The 18,652-nt window shown below is 39.8% G+C and carries 15 protein-coding genes and 1 tRNA gene; all 16 read left to right on the forward strand.

The window, feature by feature from the left end:
• Nucleotides 1-2: 2 nt before the first annotated feature.
• Nucleotides 3-76, forward strand: a tRNA-Pro gene (locus tag OCF96_RS04430).
• 504 nt (nucleotides 77-580) lie between these two features.
• Nucleotides 581-787 (forward strand): hypothetical protein, encoded by a 207-nt coding sequence (locus tag OCF96_RS04435; protein ID WP_025170907.1) that lies wholly within the window; start codon nucleotides 581-583, stop codon nucleotides 785-787.
• Nucleotides 784-978 (forward strand): hypothetical protein, encoded by a 195-nt coding sequence (locus OCF96_RS04440; RefSeq protein WP_004258091.1) that lies wholly within the window; start codon nucleotides 784-786, stop codon nucleotides 976-978. Before OCF96_RS04435 ends, OCF96_RS04440 begins: the two co-directional genes overlap by 4 nt.
• Nucleotides 965-1,876 carry an ABC transporter ATP-binding protein gene (locus OCF96_RS04445; RefSeq protein ID WP_261446548.1) on the forward strand — a complete coding sequence of 304 codons (912 nt, stop codon included), beginning with the start codon at nucleotides 965-967 and terminating at the stop codon, nucleotides 1,874-1,876. The genes OCF96_RS04440 and OCF96_RS04445 overlap by 14 nt, the downstream gene beginning before the upstream one ends.
• Nucleotides 1,851-2,588 (forward strand): ABC transporter permease, encoded by a 738-nt coding sequence (locus OCF96_RS04450; RefSeq protein WP_261446549.1) that lies wholly within the window; start codon nucleotides 1,851-1,853, stop codon nucleotides 2,586-2,588. Before OCF96_RS04445 ends, OCF96_RS04450 begins: the two co-directional genes overlap by 26 nt.
• A complete protein-coding gene (locus OCF96_RS04455) occupies nucleotides 2,588-3,685 on the forward strand; it encodes a sensor histidine kinase (protein ID WP_261446551.1) in 1,098 nt (365 codons plus the stop codon). The genes OCF96_RS04450 and OCF96_RS04455 overlap by 1 nt, the downstream gene beginning before the upstream one ends.
• Nucleotides 3,686-4,285 carry a response regulator transcription factor gene (locus tag OCF96_RS04460; protein ID WP_000866712.1) on the forward strand — a complete coding sequence of 200 codons (600 nt, stop codon included), beginning with the start codon at nucleotides 3,686-3,688 and terminating at the stop codon, nucleotides 4,283-4,285.
• Nucleotides 4,286-4,598: 313 nt separating this feature from the next.
• Entirely contained in the window at nucleotides 4,599-5,012 is a 414-nt protein-coding gene (gene rpsL, locus OCF96_RS04465; RefSeq protein WP_001142332.1) for a 30S ribosomal protein S12, read from the forward strand.
• A 19-nt stretch (nucleotides 5,013-5,031) separates the two neighbouring features.
• A complete protein-coding gene (rpsG, locus tag OCF96_RS04470; protein WP_000087873.1) occupies nucleotides 5,032-5,502 on the forward strand; it encodes a 30S ribosomal protein S7 in 471 nt (156 codons plus the stop codon).
• Between the two features lie 282 nt (nucleotides 5,503-5,784).
• Nucleotides 5,785-7,866 (forward strand): elongation factor G, encoded by a 2,082-nt coding sequence (gene fusA, locus OCF96_RS04475; protein WP_000090348.1) that lies wholly within the window; start codon nucleotides 5,785-5,787, stop codon nucleotides 7,864-7,866.
• A gap of 103 nt (nucleotides 7,867-7,969) precedes the next feature.
• On the forward strand, nucleotides 7,970-12,361 hold the full coding sequence (locus tag OCF96_RS04480) for a PolC-type DNA polymerase III (RefSeq protein ID WP_261446553.1): 4,392 nt from the start codon (nucleotides 7,970-7,972) through the stop codon (nucleotides 12,359-12,361).
• An 87-nt stretch (nucleotides 12,362-12,448) separates the two neighbouring features.
• The gene (locus tag OCF96_RS04485; RefSeq protein WP_020902437.1) at nucleotides 12,449-12,973 is read left to right on the forward strand and encodes a DnaA ATPase domain-containing protein; all 525 of its coding nucleotides are present in this window, start codon (nucleotides 12,449-12,451) and stop codon (nucleotides 12,971-12,973) included.
• 107 nt (nucleotides 12,974-13,080) lie between these two features.
• Nucleotides 13,081-14,031 carry a helix-turn-helix transcriptional regulator gene (locus tag OCF96_RS04490; protein WP_020902436.1) on the forward strand — a complete coding sequence of 317 codons (951 nt, stop codon included), beginning with the start codon at nucleotides 13,081-13,083 and terminating at the stop codon, nucleotides 14,029-14,031.
• Between the two features lie 7 nt (nucleotides 14,032-14,038).
• Nucleotides 14,039-15,352, forward strand: coding sequence for a DUF262 domain-containing protein (locus tag OCF96_RS04495; RefSeq protein WP_261446554.1), 1,314 nt, complete (start codon nucleotides 14,039-14,041; stop codon nucleotides 15,350-15,352).
• Complete coding sequence (locus OCF96_RS04500) at nucleotides 15,346-17,280, forward strand: DUF262 domain-containing protein (protein ID WP_261446555.1); 1,935 nt, start codon at nucleotides 15,346-15,348, stop codon at nucleotides 17,278-17,280. Before OCF96_RS04495 ends, OCF96_RS04500 begins: the two co-directional genes overlap by 7 nt.
• 127 nt (nucleotides 17,281-17,407) lie before the next feature.
• Nucleotides 17,408-18,649 carry an aminopeptidase gene (locus OCF96_RS04505; protein WP_261446556.1) on the forward strand — a complete coding sequence of 414 codons (1,242 nt, stop codon included), beginning with the start codon at nucleotides 17,408-17,410 and terminating at the stop codon, nucleotides 18,647-18,649.
• The last annotated feature ends 3 nt before the right edge of the window (nucleotides 18,650-18,652 follow it).

Consider the following 18,652-nt stretch of genomic DNA (forward strand, 5'->3'; position numbering starts at 1 on the left):
CTCGGGAAGTAGCTCAGCTTGGTAGAGTACTTGGTTTGGGACCAAGGTGTCGCAGGTTCGAATCCTGTCTTCCCGATTCATTACAGAGATACGTAAGCGTATCTTTTTTGTTTTAACTAGATATTATATACATTAAGAGAGAATCAGTTTGCTTCTCTCTTTTTTAATTTCAGTAATTCATTTTGATCGCGTATACTTTTTGTTTCCTGATTTGTTCAATGAATACTGTAGTTTAGGTACATAAATTAAAATTTAACAGATTGTATAATTCTTATAAACTTTCAAGAAAGTAATTGAAGAGTTTTTTTGTGCTGCCTATAATATATCTGTTTTGTACGATAAAAATTTCCGATCTTTTGATTTTAAATGCGTATTAGTTTACGTTATAGTCTAAATTTGATATCACTTTGATGGAGGTACTATAGATTCTTTCCTACTCTGTATCTTGTTGTGTTCTGTATCTTGTTGTGTAATGTTTCTTGATTCTTTTAAATAGAATCTTTTATGACATTTGTCATATTTCCTCATGACAGAAGCTTCTAGCGATTCTACCTTCAAAGAGTTATACTAGATGTATCAAATGGAGGAAGAAAAAATGAAACATAAAGTAATTGTCGCAATGAGTTTAGTAGCAGCAGGAGTCATGACTTATCTCATGTTCTCAGGATTGGATGAAGATTTCTATCATTTTCCTTGGGAGCTATTTGCAGGATTTGGAATGATGTCCTGGCTTATCCGAGAAGGTTTGAAATTAGTCTCAGATGTGAAAAAGGAGTTTGAAAAATGAAAAAAGCGTTTCTCTATCTTTTTATTGGACTATCACTAGTGGTATGGTTGGTAGAAATGTTTACAGGTTGGTTTGATCAAGCCTTCCTTCACCAATTCATCCGTGGTGCCTGGGGACTAGGATTTATGATTTTTATCGCCTTTCCTATGGGAAAGGAGTGGCTGAAAGGAGAATATGATGAACATGATTAAGGTAGAAAGCCTAAATAAAAACATCAAGGGCAAGGCTATTTTGAAGGATATTTCCTTTGAGGTAACAGAAGGTGAATGCGTCGCCTTGATTGGTCCCAATGGTGCTGGGAAGACCACACTCTTGGACTGTTTGCTTGGAGATAAACTGATCACAAGAGGTCAAGTATCTATCCAAGGCTTGCCAGTGACGAGTTCTCAGTTAGACTACACAAGATCCTATCTCCCTCAAGAAAATGTCATCGTTCAGAAATTAAAGGTCAAAGAGTTGATTGCTTTCTTTCAAAGCATTTACCCAAATCCCTTGAGCAACCAGGAAATAGATCAACTATTACAGTTTGATAAGGAACAAAAAGAGCAATTCGCAGAAAAATTATCAGGTGGACAAAAGCGTCTTTTCTCTTTTGTCTTGACCTTAATTGGGCGACCAAAGCTTGTCTTTTTAGATGAGCCAACTGCTGCCATGGATACCTCTACCCGTAAACGTTTTTGGGAAATTGTTCGGGACCTAAAAGCGCAAGGAGTCACCATTCTCTATTCGTCTCATTATATTGAAGAGGTAGAGCATACAGCTGACCGGATTTTGGTTTTAAATAAGGGAGAGTTGATTCGTGATACGACGCCTCTAGCCATGCGTAGTGAGGAGATTGAAAAGCATTTTATCCTTCCTCTGCCTTACAAGGAAGTCGTTGAGCAGTCTAACTTGGTTGAAAACTGGTCACAAAAACAAGATGCCTTGCAAGTAGTCACACGAGAGGCAAATGCTTTTTGGGAACTGTTAGTTCAAGCAGGATGTAGCATACAAGAAATTGAAGTCAATAACCGTAGTTTGCTAGATACAATCTTTGAAGAAACACAGAAGGGAGAAGACCAAGATGAAACGATGGATTGCATTAAATAAGATAGAATTTCTATTGACCAAACGGCAACTAGTCTATTATTTATTATCAGTAGGGATGCCGACAGCCTTCTATTTATTCTTTTCAGGCATGTACCAGGACACACCTGGTGGACCAGCTAATTTTATGCGCGACTACCTCATCTCCATGACGGCTTTTTCCATGATGTCGACAGCTATCTTTTCATTCCCAGTTGTTTTACATACCGACAAGATCAACAACTGGCAGAAAATATTACGTCATAGCCCTGTAAATATGGTAGAATATTATCTATCAAAGATAACAAGTATGATGGTTGATTATTTGGTCTCAATTCTGGTTGTTTTCTCAGTTGGACATTTTGTAAGAGGTGTGGACATGTCTCTTGGAAGCTGGATTGGGGCTGCGCTTTTGCTGATAGTTGGAAGTGTAGCTTTTGTAGCCCTTGGTTTGGCCTTGACTCTCTTACCAACTAGTCAGTTGATGTCTGTCGTAGGCAATCTTCTTTACTTTGGCTTGGCTGTTTTAGGCGGACTATGGATGCCCGTCTCTTTATTTCCAGACTGGATGCAAGCAATCGGGAAGCGTCTACCAAGCTATCAGTTGATGGAATTGATCAAGACCTTCTTAAATGAGAGTGGCATCAATTTATCAGCCACAGTTTATCTACTTGTTTTTTCAGCAGTTTTGTTTGGTTTGACCATTTACCTTCAAGGTCATAAGGAGAATGCTTAATGCTTGAAAGACTGAAAAGCATACACTATATGTTTTGGGCCAGTTTAATTTTTATGATTTTCCCCATCCTACCTGTAGTGACTGGGTGGCTTTCTGCCTGGCATTTATTGATTGATATTCTATTTGTAGTGGCGTATTTGGGTGTTTTAACAACTAAGAGCCAGCGCCTATCTTGGCTATATTGGGGACTCATGCTGGCTTATGTAGTTGGGAATACTGTCTTTGTTACTGTTAATTATATCTGGTTTTTCTTTTTCCTATCCAATCTCTTAAGTTATCATTTTGGCGTACGTAGTTTAAAGTCTTTACATGTCTGGACTTTTCTTCTTGCTCAAGTCCTTGTTGTGGGCCAACTGTTGATTTTTCAGAGAATCGAAGTTGAGTTTCTATTCTATCTACTTGTAATTCTTGCTTTTGTCGATTTAATGACTTTTGGATTGGTTCGGATTCGGATTGTGGAGGATTTGAAAGAAGCGCAGGCTAAGCAAAATGCCAAGATAAATCTATTGCTTGCTGAAAATGAACGTAGTCGTATCGGTCAGGATTTGCATGATAGTCTGGGACACACCTTTGCTATGCTGAGTGTCAAGACAGATTTAGCCTTGCAGTTGTTTCAGATGGAGGCTTATCCACAGGTGGAAAAGGAATTAAAAGAAATTCACCAGATAAGCAAGGATTCCATGAATGAAGTGCGAACCATTGTGGAAAATCTGAAATCACGGACCTTAGCATCAGAACTTGAAACTGTCAAAAAGATGCTAGAGATTGCTGGAATTGAGGTGGAAACGGCTAATCAACTAGATACCGCTAGCCTTACTCAGGAATTGGAGTCAACGGCTTCCATGATTTTGCTTGAGTTAGTGACCAATATCATCAAGCATGCTAAAGCGTCTAAAGTCTACTTAAAATTAGAACGGACAGAGAAAGAACTCATTCTAACAGTGAGAGATGATGGCTGTGGCTTTACTTCTATAAAGGGGGATGACCTCCATACAGTTCGAGATCGTGTTCTTCCATTTTCGGGAGAAGTAAAGGTAATTAGTCAGAAACAACCGACAGTAGTTCAGGTTCGACTACCTTATAAGGAGAGAAAGTAGATGAAAGTATTAGTCGCAGAAGATCAAAGTATGTTGCGAGATGCCATGTGCCAGTTGCTCACGCTTCAACCGGATGTAGAGTCTGTCTTTCAAGCAAAGAATGGGCAAGAAGCAATCCAACTATTAAAAAAGGCGTCTGTGGATATCGCCATCCTTGACGTAGAAATGCCTGTTAAGACAGGTCTTGAAGTCTTGGAATGGATACGAGCAGAAAAGCTTGAAACAAGGGTGGTTGTGGTGACGACCTTCAAGCGTCCTGGGTATTTTGAACGTGCGGTCAAGGCTGGAGTAGATGCTTATGTATTAAAAGAAAGAAACATTGCAGACCTCATGCAAACCTTGCACACCGTCCTAGAAGGACGCAAGGAGTATTCGCCTGAATTGATGGAAGTGGTGATGACGCATCCCAATCCATTAACAGAACAAGAAATCGCAGTTTTAAAGGGAATTGCTCAGGGCTTCTCTAACCAAGAAATTGCAGACAAACTTTATCTATCCAACGGAACAGTCCGAAACTATGTCACCAATATTCTTTCGAAACTAGATGCAGGTAATCGAACAGAGGCAGCCAATATCGCTAAAGAATCTGGTTGGTTGTGATACTATCATATCTCGAAAACCATTATGTGCTAAAATTGATGGGATTGAATGGAACAATACTAACTTTAGGAGGGTGGGATTCCTCCTTTTTCTTTTTTAGGGAGCACTACAAAAGAGCTAAAATTAACAATAAAAAAGAAAAATATCTTGACAACCAAGGGAAAATTTTGTTACAATAATACACGGTACTTTTTACTTTTGGTCTCTCAAGAGTGTACAGGGACGTGCTGACAAATGTTGCAAAAGTACACACAGATGATAGCTGTCACCAAGTGTATCATCACCAAAAATAAAAAAACACAGGAGAATGTAGATGCCTACAATTAACCAATTGGTTCGCAAACCGCGTAAATCAAAAGTAGAAAAATCTAAATCACCAGCTTTGAACGTTGGTTACAACAGTCATAAAAAAGTTCAAACAAACGTTTCTTCACCACAAAAACGTGGTGTTGCAACTCGTGTTGGAACAATGACACCTAAAAAACCTAACTCAGCCCTTCGTAAATTCGCTCGTGTACGTTTGAGCAACCTTATCGAAGTTACTGCCTACATCCCAGGTATCGGACACAACTTGCAAGAGCACAGCGTGGTTCTTCTTCGTGGTGGACGTGTAAAAGACCTTCCAGGGGTACGTTACCATATCGTCCGTGGTGCACTTGATACTGCAGGTGTTAACGATCGTAAACAAGGCCGTTCTAAATACGGTACTAAACGTCCAAAAGCATAAGGAAAGGGGATAAAGAGAAATGAGTCGTAAAAATAGAGCTCCAAAACGTGACGTATTGCCAGATCCGCTTTACAATTCACAACTAGTTACTCGTCTTATCAACCGCGTTATGCTTGATGGTAAACGTGGTACAGCTGCTTCAATCGTTTACGGTGCCTTTGAGCAAATCAAAGAAGCTACTGGAAACGATGCACTTGAAGTGTTTGAAACAGCTATGGAAAACATCATGCCTGTACTTGAAGTACGTGCACGTCGTGTTGGTGGTTCTAACTACCAAGTCCCAGTTGAAGTTCGTCCAGAACGTCGTACAACACTTGGACTTCGTTGGTTGGTAACAATAGCTCGTCTTCGTGGTGAACACACAATGCAAGATCGTCTTGCAAAAGAAATCTTGGATGCTGCTAACAACACTGGTGCAGCAGTTAAGAAACGTGAAGACACTCACCGTATGGCTGAAGCTAACCGTGCATTCGCACACTTCCGTTGGTAATATAGGATGCGAAAGCGTTAAGAAAGTCCCAGAGAAAATAGGGAATCAAAGCAGGTTGCGATTGCAACCAATGAGATTCATCTTTTTCTCCAGACTTTTAGCTTGAGCTCAACTCAACTAACTTGGGCTTTTAGCCCGAGTTCAATTCAATTTGTAAATCTACAAGTTGAAACCAACAATAGCATGAAAACATTGAGAACGGGTAGGTCCTGCCTATCCGTTTTTATTAAAATCGTGTTATAATAGAATAGAAATCAAAAATAAATAGGAGAAACAAACCTCATGGCACGCGAATTTTCACTTGAAAAAACTCGTAATATCGGTATCATGGCTCACGTCGATGCTGGTAAAACAACAACTACTGAGCGTATTCTTTACTACACTGGTAAAATCCACAAAATCGGTGAAACTCACGAAGGTGCGTCACAAATGGACTGGATGGAGCAAGAGCAAGAACGTGGTATCACTATCACATCTGCTGCGACAACAGCTCAATGGAACAACCACCGCGTAAACATCATCGACACACCAGGACACGTAGACTTCACAATCGAAGTACAACGTTCTCTTCGTGTATTGGATGGTGCGGTTACCGTTCTTGACTCACAATCAGGTGTTGAGCCTCAAACTGAAACAGTTTGGCGTCAAGCAACTGAGTACGGAGTTCCACGTATCGTATTTGCTAACAAAATGGACAAAATCGGTGCTGACTTCCTTTACTCTGTAAGCACACTTCACGATCGTCTTCAAGCAAATGCACACCCAATCCAATTGCCAATCGGTTCTGAAGATGACTTCCGTGGTATCATCGACTTGATCAAGATGAAAGCTGAAATCTATACTAATGACCTTGGTACAGATATCCTTGAAGAAGATATTCCAGCTGAATACCTTGACCAAGCTCAAGAATACCGTGAAAAATTGATCGAAGCAGTTGCTGAAACTGACGAAGAATTGATGATGAAATACCTCGAAGGTGAAGAAATCACTAACGAAGAATTGAAAGCTGGTATCCGTAAAGCGACTATCAACGTTGAATTCTTCCCAGTATTGTGTGGTTCTGCCTTCAAGAACAAAGGTGTTCAATTGATGCTTGATGCGGTTATCGACTACCTTCCAAGCCCACTTGATATCCCAGCAATCAAAGGTATCAACCCAGATACAGACGAAGAAGAAACTCGTCCAGCATCTGACGAAGAGCCATTTGCAGCTCTTGCCTTCAAGATCATGACAGACCCATTCGTAGGTCGTTTGACATTCTTCCGTGTTTACTCAGGTGTTCTTCAATCAGGTTCATACGTATTGAACACTTCTAAAGGTAAACGTGAACGTATCGGACGTATCCTTCAAATGCACGCTAACAGCCGTCAAGAAATCGACACTGTTTACTCAGGTGATATCGCTGCTGCCGTTGGTTTGAAAGATACTACAACTGGTGACTCATTGACAGATGAAAAAGCTAAAATCATCCTTGAGTCAATCAACGTTCCAGAACCAGTTATCCAATTGATGGTTGAGCCAAAATCTAAAGCTGACCAAGATAAGATGGGTATTGCCCTTCAAAAATTGGCTGAAGAAGATCCAACATTCCGCGTTGAAACAAACGTGGAAACTGGTGAAACAGTTATCTCAGGTATGGGTGAGCTTCACCTTGACGTCCTTGTTGACCGTATGCGTCGTGAGTTCAAAGTGGAAGCAAACGTAGGTGCTCCTCAAGTATCTTACCGTGAAACATTCCGCGCTTCTACTCAAGCACGTGGATTCTTCAAACGTCAGTCTGGTGGTAAAGGTCAATTCGGTGATGTATGGATTGAATTTACTCCAAATGAAGAAGGTAAAGGATTCGAATTCGAAAACGCAATCGTCGGTGGTGTGGTTCCTCGTGAATTTATCCCAGCGGTTGAAAAAGGTTTGGTAGAATCTATGGCTAACGGTGTTCTTGCAGGTTACCCAATGGTTGACGTTAAAGCTAAGCTTTACGACGGTTCATACCACGATGTCGACTCATCTGAAACTGCCTTCAAGATTGCGGCTTCACTTGCTCTTAAAGAAGCTGCTAAATCAGCACAACCAGCTATCCTTGAGCCAATGATGCTTGTAACAATCACTGTTCCAGAAGAAAACCTTGGTGATGTTATGGGTCACGTAACTGCTCGTCGTGGACGTGTAGATGGTATGGAAGCACACGGTAATAGCCAAATCGTTCGTGCTTACGTTCCACTTGCTGAAATGTTCGGTTACGCAACAGTTCTTCGTTCTGCATCTCAAGGACGTGGTACATTCATGATGGTATTTGACCACTACGAAGATGTACCTAAGTCAGTACAAGAAGAAATCATTAAGAAAAATAAAGGTGAAGACTAATCTGTCCTCACTCTAGAAGGAAGTCACTTAGTGGCTTCCTTTTGTCTTTAGAAAATACCTCTAAATATGGTAAAATAGTAGGAGAATAATGTGAGGAAAATGAATGTCAAACAGTTTTGAAATTTTGATGAATCAACTGGGGATGCCTGCTGAAATGCGACAGGCTCCTGCTTTATCACAGGCTGATATTGAGCGAGTTGTAGTTCATAAAATTAGTAAGGTATGGGAGTTTCATTTCGTATTTTCTAATATTTTACCGATTGAAATCTTTTTAGAATTAAAGAAAGGTTTGAGCGAAGAATTTTCTAAGACAGGCAATAAAGCTGTTTTCGAAATCAAGGCTCGGTCTCAAGAATTTTCAAATCAGCTCTTGCAGTCCTACTATAGGGAGGCTTTCTCTGAAGGCCCATGTACTAGTCAAGGTTTTAAATCTCTTTATCAGAATTTGCAAGTTCGTGCTGATGGAAATCAACTCTTTATTGAGGGTTCCGAGGCGATTGATAAGGAACACTTTAAGAAAAATCACCTTCCTAATTTAGCTAAACAACTTGAAAAATTTGGCTTTCCAACTTTTAATTGTCAAGTCGAGAAGAATGATGTGCTGACCCAAGAGCAGGAAGAGGCCTTTCATGCTGAAAATGAGCAGATTGTTCAAGCGGCCAATGAGGAAGCGCTCCGTGCGATGGAACAACTGGAACAGCTGGCACCTCCTCCAGCGGAAGAGAAGCCAGCCTTTGATTTTCAAGCCAAAAAGGCTGCGGCTAAGCCAAAGCTAGATAAGGCGGAGATTACTCCTATGATCGAAGTGACGACGGAGGAAAATCGTCTGGTCTTTGAAGGGGTTGTTTTTGATGTGGAGCAAAAAGTGACCAGAACAGGGCGTGTTTTGATCAACTTTAAAATGACGGACTACACTTCAAGTTTTTCGATGCAAAAGTGGGTTAAGAATGAGGAAGAGGCTCAGAAATTTGACCTAATCAAGAAAAATTCTTGGCTCCGAGTTCGTGGGAATGTGGAGATGAATAACTTCACACGTGATTTGACTATGAACGTGCAAGACGTGCAGGAAGTTGTTCACTATGAGCGGAAGGATTTGATGCCAGAAGGTGAGCGCCGGGTTGAGTTTCATGCTCATACTAACATGTCGACCATGGATGCACTACCCGAGGTAGAAGAGATCGTTGCGACAGCTGCTAAGTGGGGACACAAGGCGGTTGCCATCACGGACCATGGAAATGTTCAGTCCTTCCCACACGGCTATAAGGCGGCTAAGAAAGCAGGAATCCAGCTGATCTATGGTATGGAAGCCAATATCGTGGAGGATCGTGTCCCTATCGTCTACAACGAAGTGGAGATGGACTTGTCGGAAGCGACCTACGTGGTTTTTGACGTGGAAACGACAGGTCTTTCAGCTATCTATAATGACTTGATTCAGGTTGCGGCCTCTAAGATGTACAAGGGGAATGTCATTGCTGAATTTGATGAATTTATCAATCCTGGACATCCTTTGTCAGCTTTTACTACTGAGTTGACTGGAATTACAGATGATCATGTCAAAAATGCCAAACCACTGGAACAAGTTCTGCAAGAATTTCAAGAGTTTTGCAAGGACACGGTCCTAGTTGCCCACAATGCCACCTTTGACGTTGGATTTATGAATGCCAACTATGAGCGTCATGGTCTGCCTAAGATTAGCCAGCCAGTGATTGATACGCTAGAGTTTGCTCGAAACCTCTATCCTGAGTATAAGCGTCATGGTTTGGGGCCTTTGACCAAGCGTTTTGGTGTGGCTTTAGAACATCACCACATGGCCAATTACGATGCGGAAGCTACAGGTCGCCTGCTTTTCATCTTTATCAAAGAGGTAGCAGAAAAACATGGTGTGACCGATTTAGCTAGACTCAACATTGATTTGATTAGCCCAGATTCTTATAAAAAAGCTCGGATTAAACATGCGACAATTTATGTCAAGAATCAAGTAGGGCTAAAAAATATCTTTAAACTGGTTTCTTTATCCAATACCAAGTACTTTGAAGGGGTGCCACGGATTCCAAGAACGGTTCTAGATGCCCATCGGGAGGGCTTGATTTTAGGTTCAGCTTGCTCTGAGGGTGAAGTTTTTGATGCAGTCGTTTCCCAAGGTGTGGATGCGGCGGTTGAGGTGGCCAAGTATTATGACTTTATCGAGGTTATGCCACCGGCTATTTATGCGCCATTAATTGCCAAGGAGCAGGTCAAGGATATGGAGGAGCTCCAGACCATTATCAAGAGTTTGATAGAGGTTGGGGACCGTCTTGGCAAACCTGTTCTGGCTACGGGAAATGTTCACTATATCGAACTGGAAGAAGAGATTTACCGTGAAATTATTGTCCGTAGTTTGGGCCAGGGGGCTATGATTAACCGAACCATCGGTCATGGGGAACATGCCCAACCAGCTCCTCTTCCCAAGGCTCATTTTCGAACAACCAATGAGATGTTGGATGAATTTGCCTTCTTGGGCGAGGATTTAGCACGCAAGTTGGTTATTGAAAACACCAATGCCTTGGCAGAAATCTTTGAACCCGTTGAGGTTGTAAAAGGTGATTTGTACACGCCTTTCATCGACAAGGCTGAAGAGACGGTTGCTGAGTTGACCTATAAGAAAGCTTTTGAGATTTATGGAAATCCGCTACCAGATATTGTCGATTTGCGGATTGAAAAAGAACTAACCTCTATTCTGGGGAATGGATTTGCTGTGATTTATCTGGCTTCCCAGATGCTAGTGCAACGTTCTAATGAACGGGGCTACTTGGTTGGTTCTCGTGGGTCTGTTGGGTCCAGTTTCGTTGCGACCATGATTGGGATTACAGAGGTTAATCCTCTCTCTCCACACTATGTCTGTGGTCAGTGTCAGTACAGTGAGTTTATCACTGATGGTTCTTACGGTTCAGGTTTTGATATGCCCAATAAGGACTGTCCTAAATGTGGCCACAAACTCAGCAAAAACGGACAAGATATTCCTTTTGAGACCTTCCTTGGTTTTGATGGAGACAAGGTTCCTGATATTGACTTGAACTTCTCGGGAGAAGATCAGCCTAGTGCTCACTTGGATGTGCGTGATATCTTTGGTGAGGAATATGCCTTCCGTGCAGGAACGGTTGGTACGGTGAAAGCTAAGATAGCCTATGGATTTGTCAAGGGTTACGAGCGAGATTATGGGAAAATTTATCGTGCTGCAGAGGTGGAACGTCTAGCCCAGGGAGCTGCGGGTGTCAAACGTACGACAGGTCAGCACCCAGGGGGAATCGTAGTTATTCCTAACTATATGGAGGTCTATGATTTTACGCCGATCCAATATCCAGCAGACGACGTAACGGCTGAATGGCAGACTACTCACTTTAACTTCCACGATATCGATGAGAACGTCCTCAAACTCGATATACTGGGACATGATGATCCGACTATGATTCGAAAACTCCAGGACTTGTCTGGGATTGACCCTAATGAAATCCCTATGGATGACGAAGGCGTTATGGCCCTTTTTTCTGGGACTGATGTGCTTGGGGTAACACCTGAACAAATTGGAACGCCTACAGGGATGTTGGGGATTCCAGAATTTGGAACCAACTTTGTACGTGGAATGGTAGACGAGACGCATCCGACGACTTTTGCAGAATTGCTTCAGTTGTCAGGGTTGTCCCACGGTACCGACGTTTGGCTGGGCAATGCCCAAGATTTGATTAAGCAAGGGATTGCTGACCTATCAACCGTTATCGGTTGTCGAGACGACATCATGGTTTACCTCATGCATGCTGGCCTCGAGCCTAAGATGGCCTTTACCATTATGGAACGGGTACGTAAGGGCTTGTGGCTCAAGATTTCAGAAGAGGAGAGAAATGGCTATATCGAAGCCATGAAGGCTAATAAGGTGCCAGAGTGGTATATCGAGTCCTGTGGGAAAATTAAGTACATGTTCCCGAAAGCCCATGCGGCAGCCTACGTTATGATGGCCTTGCGTGTAGCTTACTTCAAGGTTCACCACCCTATTTATTACTACTGTGCTTACTTCTCAATCCGTGCTAAGGCATTTGATATCAAGACCATGGGGGCGGGCTTGGATGCTATCAAGCGCAGAATGGAAGAAATCTCTGAAAAACGGAAGAACAATGAGGCTTCTAATGTGGAGATTGATCTTTATACAACTCTTGAGATTGTCAATGAAATGTGGGAACGTGCTTTCAAGTTTGGGAAGTTAGACCTCTACCGTAGTGATGCGACTGAATTCATCATTGACGGAGATACACTGATTCCACCATTTGTTGCTATGGATGGTCTGGGAGAGAACGTTGCCAAGCAGTTAGTTCGAGCGCGTGAAGAGGGAGAATTTCTTTCTAAAACAGAATTGCGTAAGCGTGGTGGACTCTCATCAACTTTGGTTGAAAAGATGGATGAAATGGGCATTCTCGGCAATATGCCAGAGGATAACCAGTTGAGTTTGTTTGATGAATTGTTTTAAAAAATTGCTTATTTTGATCAAGTGGACAAAATATGTCCACTTGATTTGTTATAATTCTCTTAAAAATAATAGAAAAGAGAGTATAATATGGTGGATCAAGAAATTTTAAATTCTAATGTGTCAATTGAAGAGGAGATTTATAATTTTGAAAAAGGCTTGAAAGATGATGGGAGTGATTGGACCGGATTCCCACAAATAGACTTAAAAGAAGATTCTCAATGTATTTACATTCGCGGTATTTCAGAGACTGACAGATGGCATTTGATTTATTATACGTTAACTAAAATAAAACCTGCTACTCCAATAGCATCACTTGTATATTATCGAGTGAGAGATAATTTGATTTTTTCTAAACATAGTCAATGGATAAAACTGCAAATGGGGTATACAGAGTATGACTTGATTTTTCTGGAGGGAGTTCAATTTTTGGGAGAAGCTGATCAAAGGGTACAGGAATACTGGATGCAGCAATTCAAAGAGAGTAAGAAAAGAAACAAACTCTTCATTGTATATTCAGACTGCTTACCCGAAGACTTAAAAAATATGCCTGAATCCGTAGTTGAGTTCTTCGAATCTGGCATAGTGGTACAGTTGAAATCATCTAAGGGCTAGTTTATTTTGCTTTAATCGTTTTGAATATAAAGTGCTAGTTAGACTATAGAAGTGATAATAATGTACTGGAAATAGTATTGTTTGAATAATATGTAGAAGGACTGCAAATGAATGATCAAGAGAGACTGCTAACGATTTTTTTACGTTTACAGTTTGGGACTCCGTTAGGAAAAAAGCAACTGGCTCAGGAATTTGAGGTTAGTGAAAAGACGATACAGAGAGATTTTTCGCTACTCCGTGATATTTTATATAGTCACACCAGTTATAGTGGAGATTTGCTTTATAACCGTAAAACGAATAAGTATTGTTTATCTAGTAAGTCAGTTTTTAATAAAAAGGATATTCTAGTTATTTCAAAGATTTTATTGGAAAATCGAGCACTGAACAGACCAGAAATTGCTAGCTTACTAAATAATTTACTGAACTTAGTTCCCCGTGATGATCGGAAAGAAATCGAGCAGATTATTGGAAGTGAAAAGCTTAACTATGCTCCCTTAACGGATCAACAAAATAGAATAGAGAAAATTTGGAATTTATCAGAAGCTATTTTACATGAACAGGTTCTAGACATTATCTATCAAAAACCTTATTCTGAGTCTTCTAAGAGGCAGACTGTTTTGCCAGTCTCTCTTTATTATGATAGTCATTATTTTTATCTGGTTGTCTACCAGCTGAAACATGCTACTTATATTACTTTAAGAGTAGACCGCATCCGGTCATGGTCTCTTAGTGATATAGAGAAACCCTCTATTTCTTATCGAAATAAATTTAGAGATGGTGACATTCGTAACGAGAGAGTAGATGCTTTTATCGGGAAGAAAATCAGTATTGAAATCGAGTATTTGTACGATCCGACGATTGTGATGGATCAATTTCCAAATGCAAAAATAGTTGGGAAAAATGGCAACTGGACTCATTTTAAGTTTGAAAGTCAACACACACCAGGGCTTAAACGCTGGTTGCTAGGGCAAGGGGAAGCAGTTACTGTTTTGTCTCCTCGGATTTTAGTAGAGGATATGAAGCAAACAGTTCAAGAGATGATAGATAAATATAGATGAGGATAAAATGACTATTCAATTTACTTCTAAAAAGGTTGGAGAACTATTGAAAGAAGAGGGTTTGCGGATTCCTTCTTATCAAAGACCATATAAATGGAACAGAAAACATATCCGTAATCTTTTTTATGATTTACGAGATGCTATGGGGAAAAAGGAATATCAGATTGGTTCCGTTATCTTACATAAAAATGATGGATATTTAGATATTGTCGATGGACAGCAACGGCTAATTTCAATTTCTTTGTTTCTTCATTTATTAGATGATTTAGTGAATTATAAGGGTGCTAAGCAACTGCTGAGTGCTGCTGTATTTGGGGAGCTATCTTGCTATCATGCGAGTGAAAATTATAATGAGTGGGAAAATTTGACTCAATTGGTTGGCGAAAATCAGGCAAAAGATATTTGCAATTTTTTATTGGAAAATTGTTCTGTCTCCGTGATTACTATGTCACAGGAACGATTATCTGAAGCCTTTCAGTTATTTGATTCTCAGAATAATCGTGGAAAATCTTTAGAACCTCATGATTTGCTCAAAGCCTATCATCTTCGCAAGGAAGATTCAGAAGATGAAAAGATTGTTGAAAAGTGGGAGCAATTTGTAGAAGATAAAGATTTAAGTCTCAAAGAGTTGTTTGATAAACATCTTTTCCGTATGAGACGTTGGTCTCGAGGAGAGACAGGATTGACAAACAAGCGTTATGGATCTTATCTGCGTTTTACAGAGGATTTTATTGACGATTTTAAAGGCGTTGATTTGAATCAGAACTTTCCATATCTAGAATTGTATCGTCATATTGAAAATCTCCCCATGTCCATTACTATGCCAATCATTGATGGAAGTAAATTTTTTGAGTATATTGAATCTGCTCATGGAACTATTAAAGAGCATAAAGATTTTTTAAATGAAGAGTTAGGATTTTCTGATGAACCTGAAGGGGAAGGAAAAAATCTAGTTTACCCAAAAGGTATGTTGAACATTTACAATAGCTCAAAGGGGCGCTACCTCAAGTGTTACAATATATTCCTAAATATTTGCTCGCTTTTTGCTGAGAGATTTGGAAAAGATGAGCTATCAAAGGAGATAGTAGAAACCTTGTTTATTTGGTCTTATTACCCTCGAGTTAAGTCTAAAGCAATATATGATGCGACGGTAGGAAACTATGTTGCTGGTGGAAGGTTTAGACAAAAAGAGGCTCAAAAGCTATTTCAACTTTTATCTCATGCTGTCACTCCGAATGATTTCATGATTAAGATAGATAGAGAATTATTTGAAAATTATACTGTGGACAAGATTATAGAAGAGGAAAAAGGTAAATGGTAGAAACACATATAAGCTTATCAGTTAATCGTTTATTAAATGAAGATACCTATGCTATTCCTCTATATCAGAGAAATTTTGCTTGGACTTATGATGAAATTGAACAATTGTTGAACGATGTGGCGGATGCTTTTCAAGAAAATAGAGACAATTACTATAAAAATAGAGACAATTACTATATTGGAACATTAGTCGTTAATAAAGAGAATGGCATTTTCAAAATCATAGATGGGCAACAACGGACAACAGCCCTTAATTTGATTGCCTTAGCTTTGAAGCATGAGTTTGGTTTTGATAGATTGAAAGCTGTCAATCTTACCTTCCCAGCTAGGCAGAAATCAAATAAGAATATTAAAGATTTATTTGCCAAGCAAGAAATTTCAGAGGACGATGAAAATGAGCTGACTAGAGGTTACAGATATGCTAAAGACGCATTGAAAAAAGTGCTAGAGGAGCGCCGTCTTGATCCTCAGTCTTTCGTTGATTATCTTTTTGAGAATGTCATCATTTTTCGGAGTATACTTCCTGAGGATTTAGATTTGAATCTTTATTTCGAACGTTTCAACTCTCGAGGAGAACAACTAGAGGCTCATGAGATTCTTAAGGCGCAAATGATGGCTAAGTTCGGTACAGATCAAGAAATGGCGCAAAAGTTTGCAAGGATTTGGGATGCCTGTGCAGAATTTGATAAGCCGGTAATCAATGCATTTACAAAAAAAGCAAAGAAAAAGCATCATGATGGAGAAAGAGAAAAAATCTTTCCTTTGAATTGGATTAAAGGAAATAATTATCAGAATAGCTTTCTTTTAAATATTGATAAGTCCTTAAGTCAAATAGAAGTTCAGTCAACTAATAAGAAATCTCTATTGTCTAGTATAGAAAATAAAGAATCTACAACAGTTAAAGTAATATCAGATACGAATGAAGTGGAAAAATACAGAACGATTATAAACTTTGAAACATTTTTATATTTCGTTTATTATATAACATTTGGTAATGTATCTCCTTCTGATATACAGCTAGATGACAAGAAATTATTAGAAACATTTGAAAATATAACTAGTGTTAATACAGGTATAGAGGATGTTACATTATTTATTAGGAATTTATTGAAATTAAAATTTATATTTGATAATTTGATCGTACGAATGTCACAAGAGACTAATAATAGAAGACAAGAAAATGATTGGTTTCTGCAGAAAGTTTATCGGAATGATTATAATAATAAAACTAGAGGAGATTTATTTGTTCAATATTATTATGATAAAAATTCTTTTGAAAAGTTCAATGATGATATTTTAATGCTTCAATCCATGTTTGCTGTGACCTTTACTGCCAATCGAGATAGTCGTTGGTTATATGAAATCTTGCAATTCTTGTTTAACCATATTGAAGAGTTAAATCAAACAGAATTTGGTGCTCGGTTTAAGAATTTTCTTGAGAAAATGGCAGTGAGATATGCTGAGGAAAGATTGTTTACCGAAGATAAAAGTATCAAAAAATATGGGGCAATTCCTGTTTATGCTTTTAACTTTGTAGATTATGTTTTATGGAAAAATCGTGCTGAATTAGAGAAAGAGTACAAGGATATTAATTTTGATCATTTCAAATTTGCATATCGTCGCTCTATAGAGCATTGGTATCCTCAGAATCCAAATGGACATGATGGAGAGAGCCAATTACCTATTGAGTTTTTACATTCCTTTGGCAACCTTTGTATTATTACCGATAGTCAGAACTCCAGGTTTGGCAACTCCTATCCAGAAGCTAAATTAAAACAATGGGAAAAAGAAGATATATTCCATCGTCAGAGTTTAAAATTACAGATGATGGCAGAGATAACTTCTAAAAAAAATAGATGGGATATTGGAGAGATTCAATCTATGGAAAAAGAAGTGGAAAGATATGTACAAAATTTTTGTAGTAGCTAATTAAAACAAGCTTCAGTAAGCTTGTTTTTTAAAATACCAATATATGTGATATACTAGTAAGGGAAGGATTTTGAGTAAGACAAATATGCTCAAAGATTTGAAATAAAAATAGAAAAGAGAAAACAACATGGTTTTACCAAACTTTAAAGAAAATCTAGAGAAATATGCGAAATTGTTGGTTGCGAACGGAATTAACGTGCAACCTGGTCATACTTTGGCTCTCTCTATCGATGTGGAGCAACGTGAGTTGGTTCACTTAATCGTCAAAGAAGCTTATGCTTTGGGTGCACATGAGGTTATCGTTCAGTGGACAGATGATGTCATTAACCGTGAGAAATTCCTCCATGCGCCAATGGAGCGTCTGGACAATGTGCCAGAATACAAGATTGCTGAGATGAACTATCTTTTAGAGAACAAAGCTAGCCGTCTTGGGGTTCGTTCATCTGATCCAGGTGCCTTGAACGGAGTGGATGCTGACAAGCTTTCAGCTTCTGCTAAAGCTATGGGACTTGCCATGAAGCCAATGCGTATCGCAACTCAATCTAACAAGGTTAGCTGGACTGTAGCAGCCGCTGCTGGACTTGAGTGGGCTAAGAAAGTCTTTCCAAATGCTGCGAGCGATGAAGAAGCAGTCGATCTCCTTTGGGACCAAATCTTCAAAACTTGCCGTGTCTATGAAGAAGATCCTGTTAAGGCTTGGGAAGATCATGCAGCTATCCTTAAGAGCAAGGCTGATATGCTTAATAAAGAACAATTTTCAGCCCTTCACTACACAGCGCCAGGGACAGATTTGACCCTTGGTTTGCCGAAGAACCACGTTTGGGAATCAGCTGGTGCTATCAATGCACAGGGAGAAGGATTCTTGCCAAATATGCCGACAGAGGAAGTCTTCACAGCGCCTGATTTCCGTCGCGCAGATGGTTATGTCACTTCTACAAAACCGCTTAGTTATAACGGAAACATTATTGAAGGTATTAAGGTGACCTTTAAGGATGGACAAATCGTAGATATCACTGCTGAGAAGGGTGATCAGGTCATGAAAGACCTTGTCTTCGAAAATGCGGGTGCGCGTGCCTTGGGTGAATGTGCCTTGGTACCAGATCCAAGCCCAATTTCTCAGTCAGGCATTACCTTCTTTAATACCCTTTTCGATGAGAATGCGTCAAATCACTTGGCTATCGGTGCAGCCTATGCGACTAGCGTAGTTGGTGGAGCGGAGATGAGCGAAGAGGAGCTTGAAGCTGCGGGGCTTAACCGTTCAGATGTTCACGTGGACTTTATGATTGGTTCTAACCAAATGGATATCGATGGTATCCGTGAGGATGGGACACGTGTACCACTCTTCCGTAACGGAGATTGGGCAAATTAAGGA

Source organism: Streptococcus mitis (assembly GCF_946190065.1).
GTDB lineage: Bacteria > Bacillota > Bacilli > Lactobacillales > Streptococcaceae > Streptococcus > Streptococcus mitis_DE.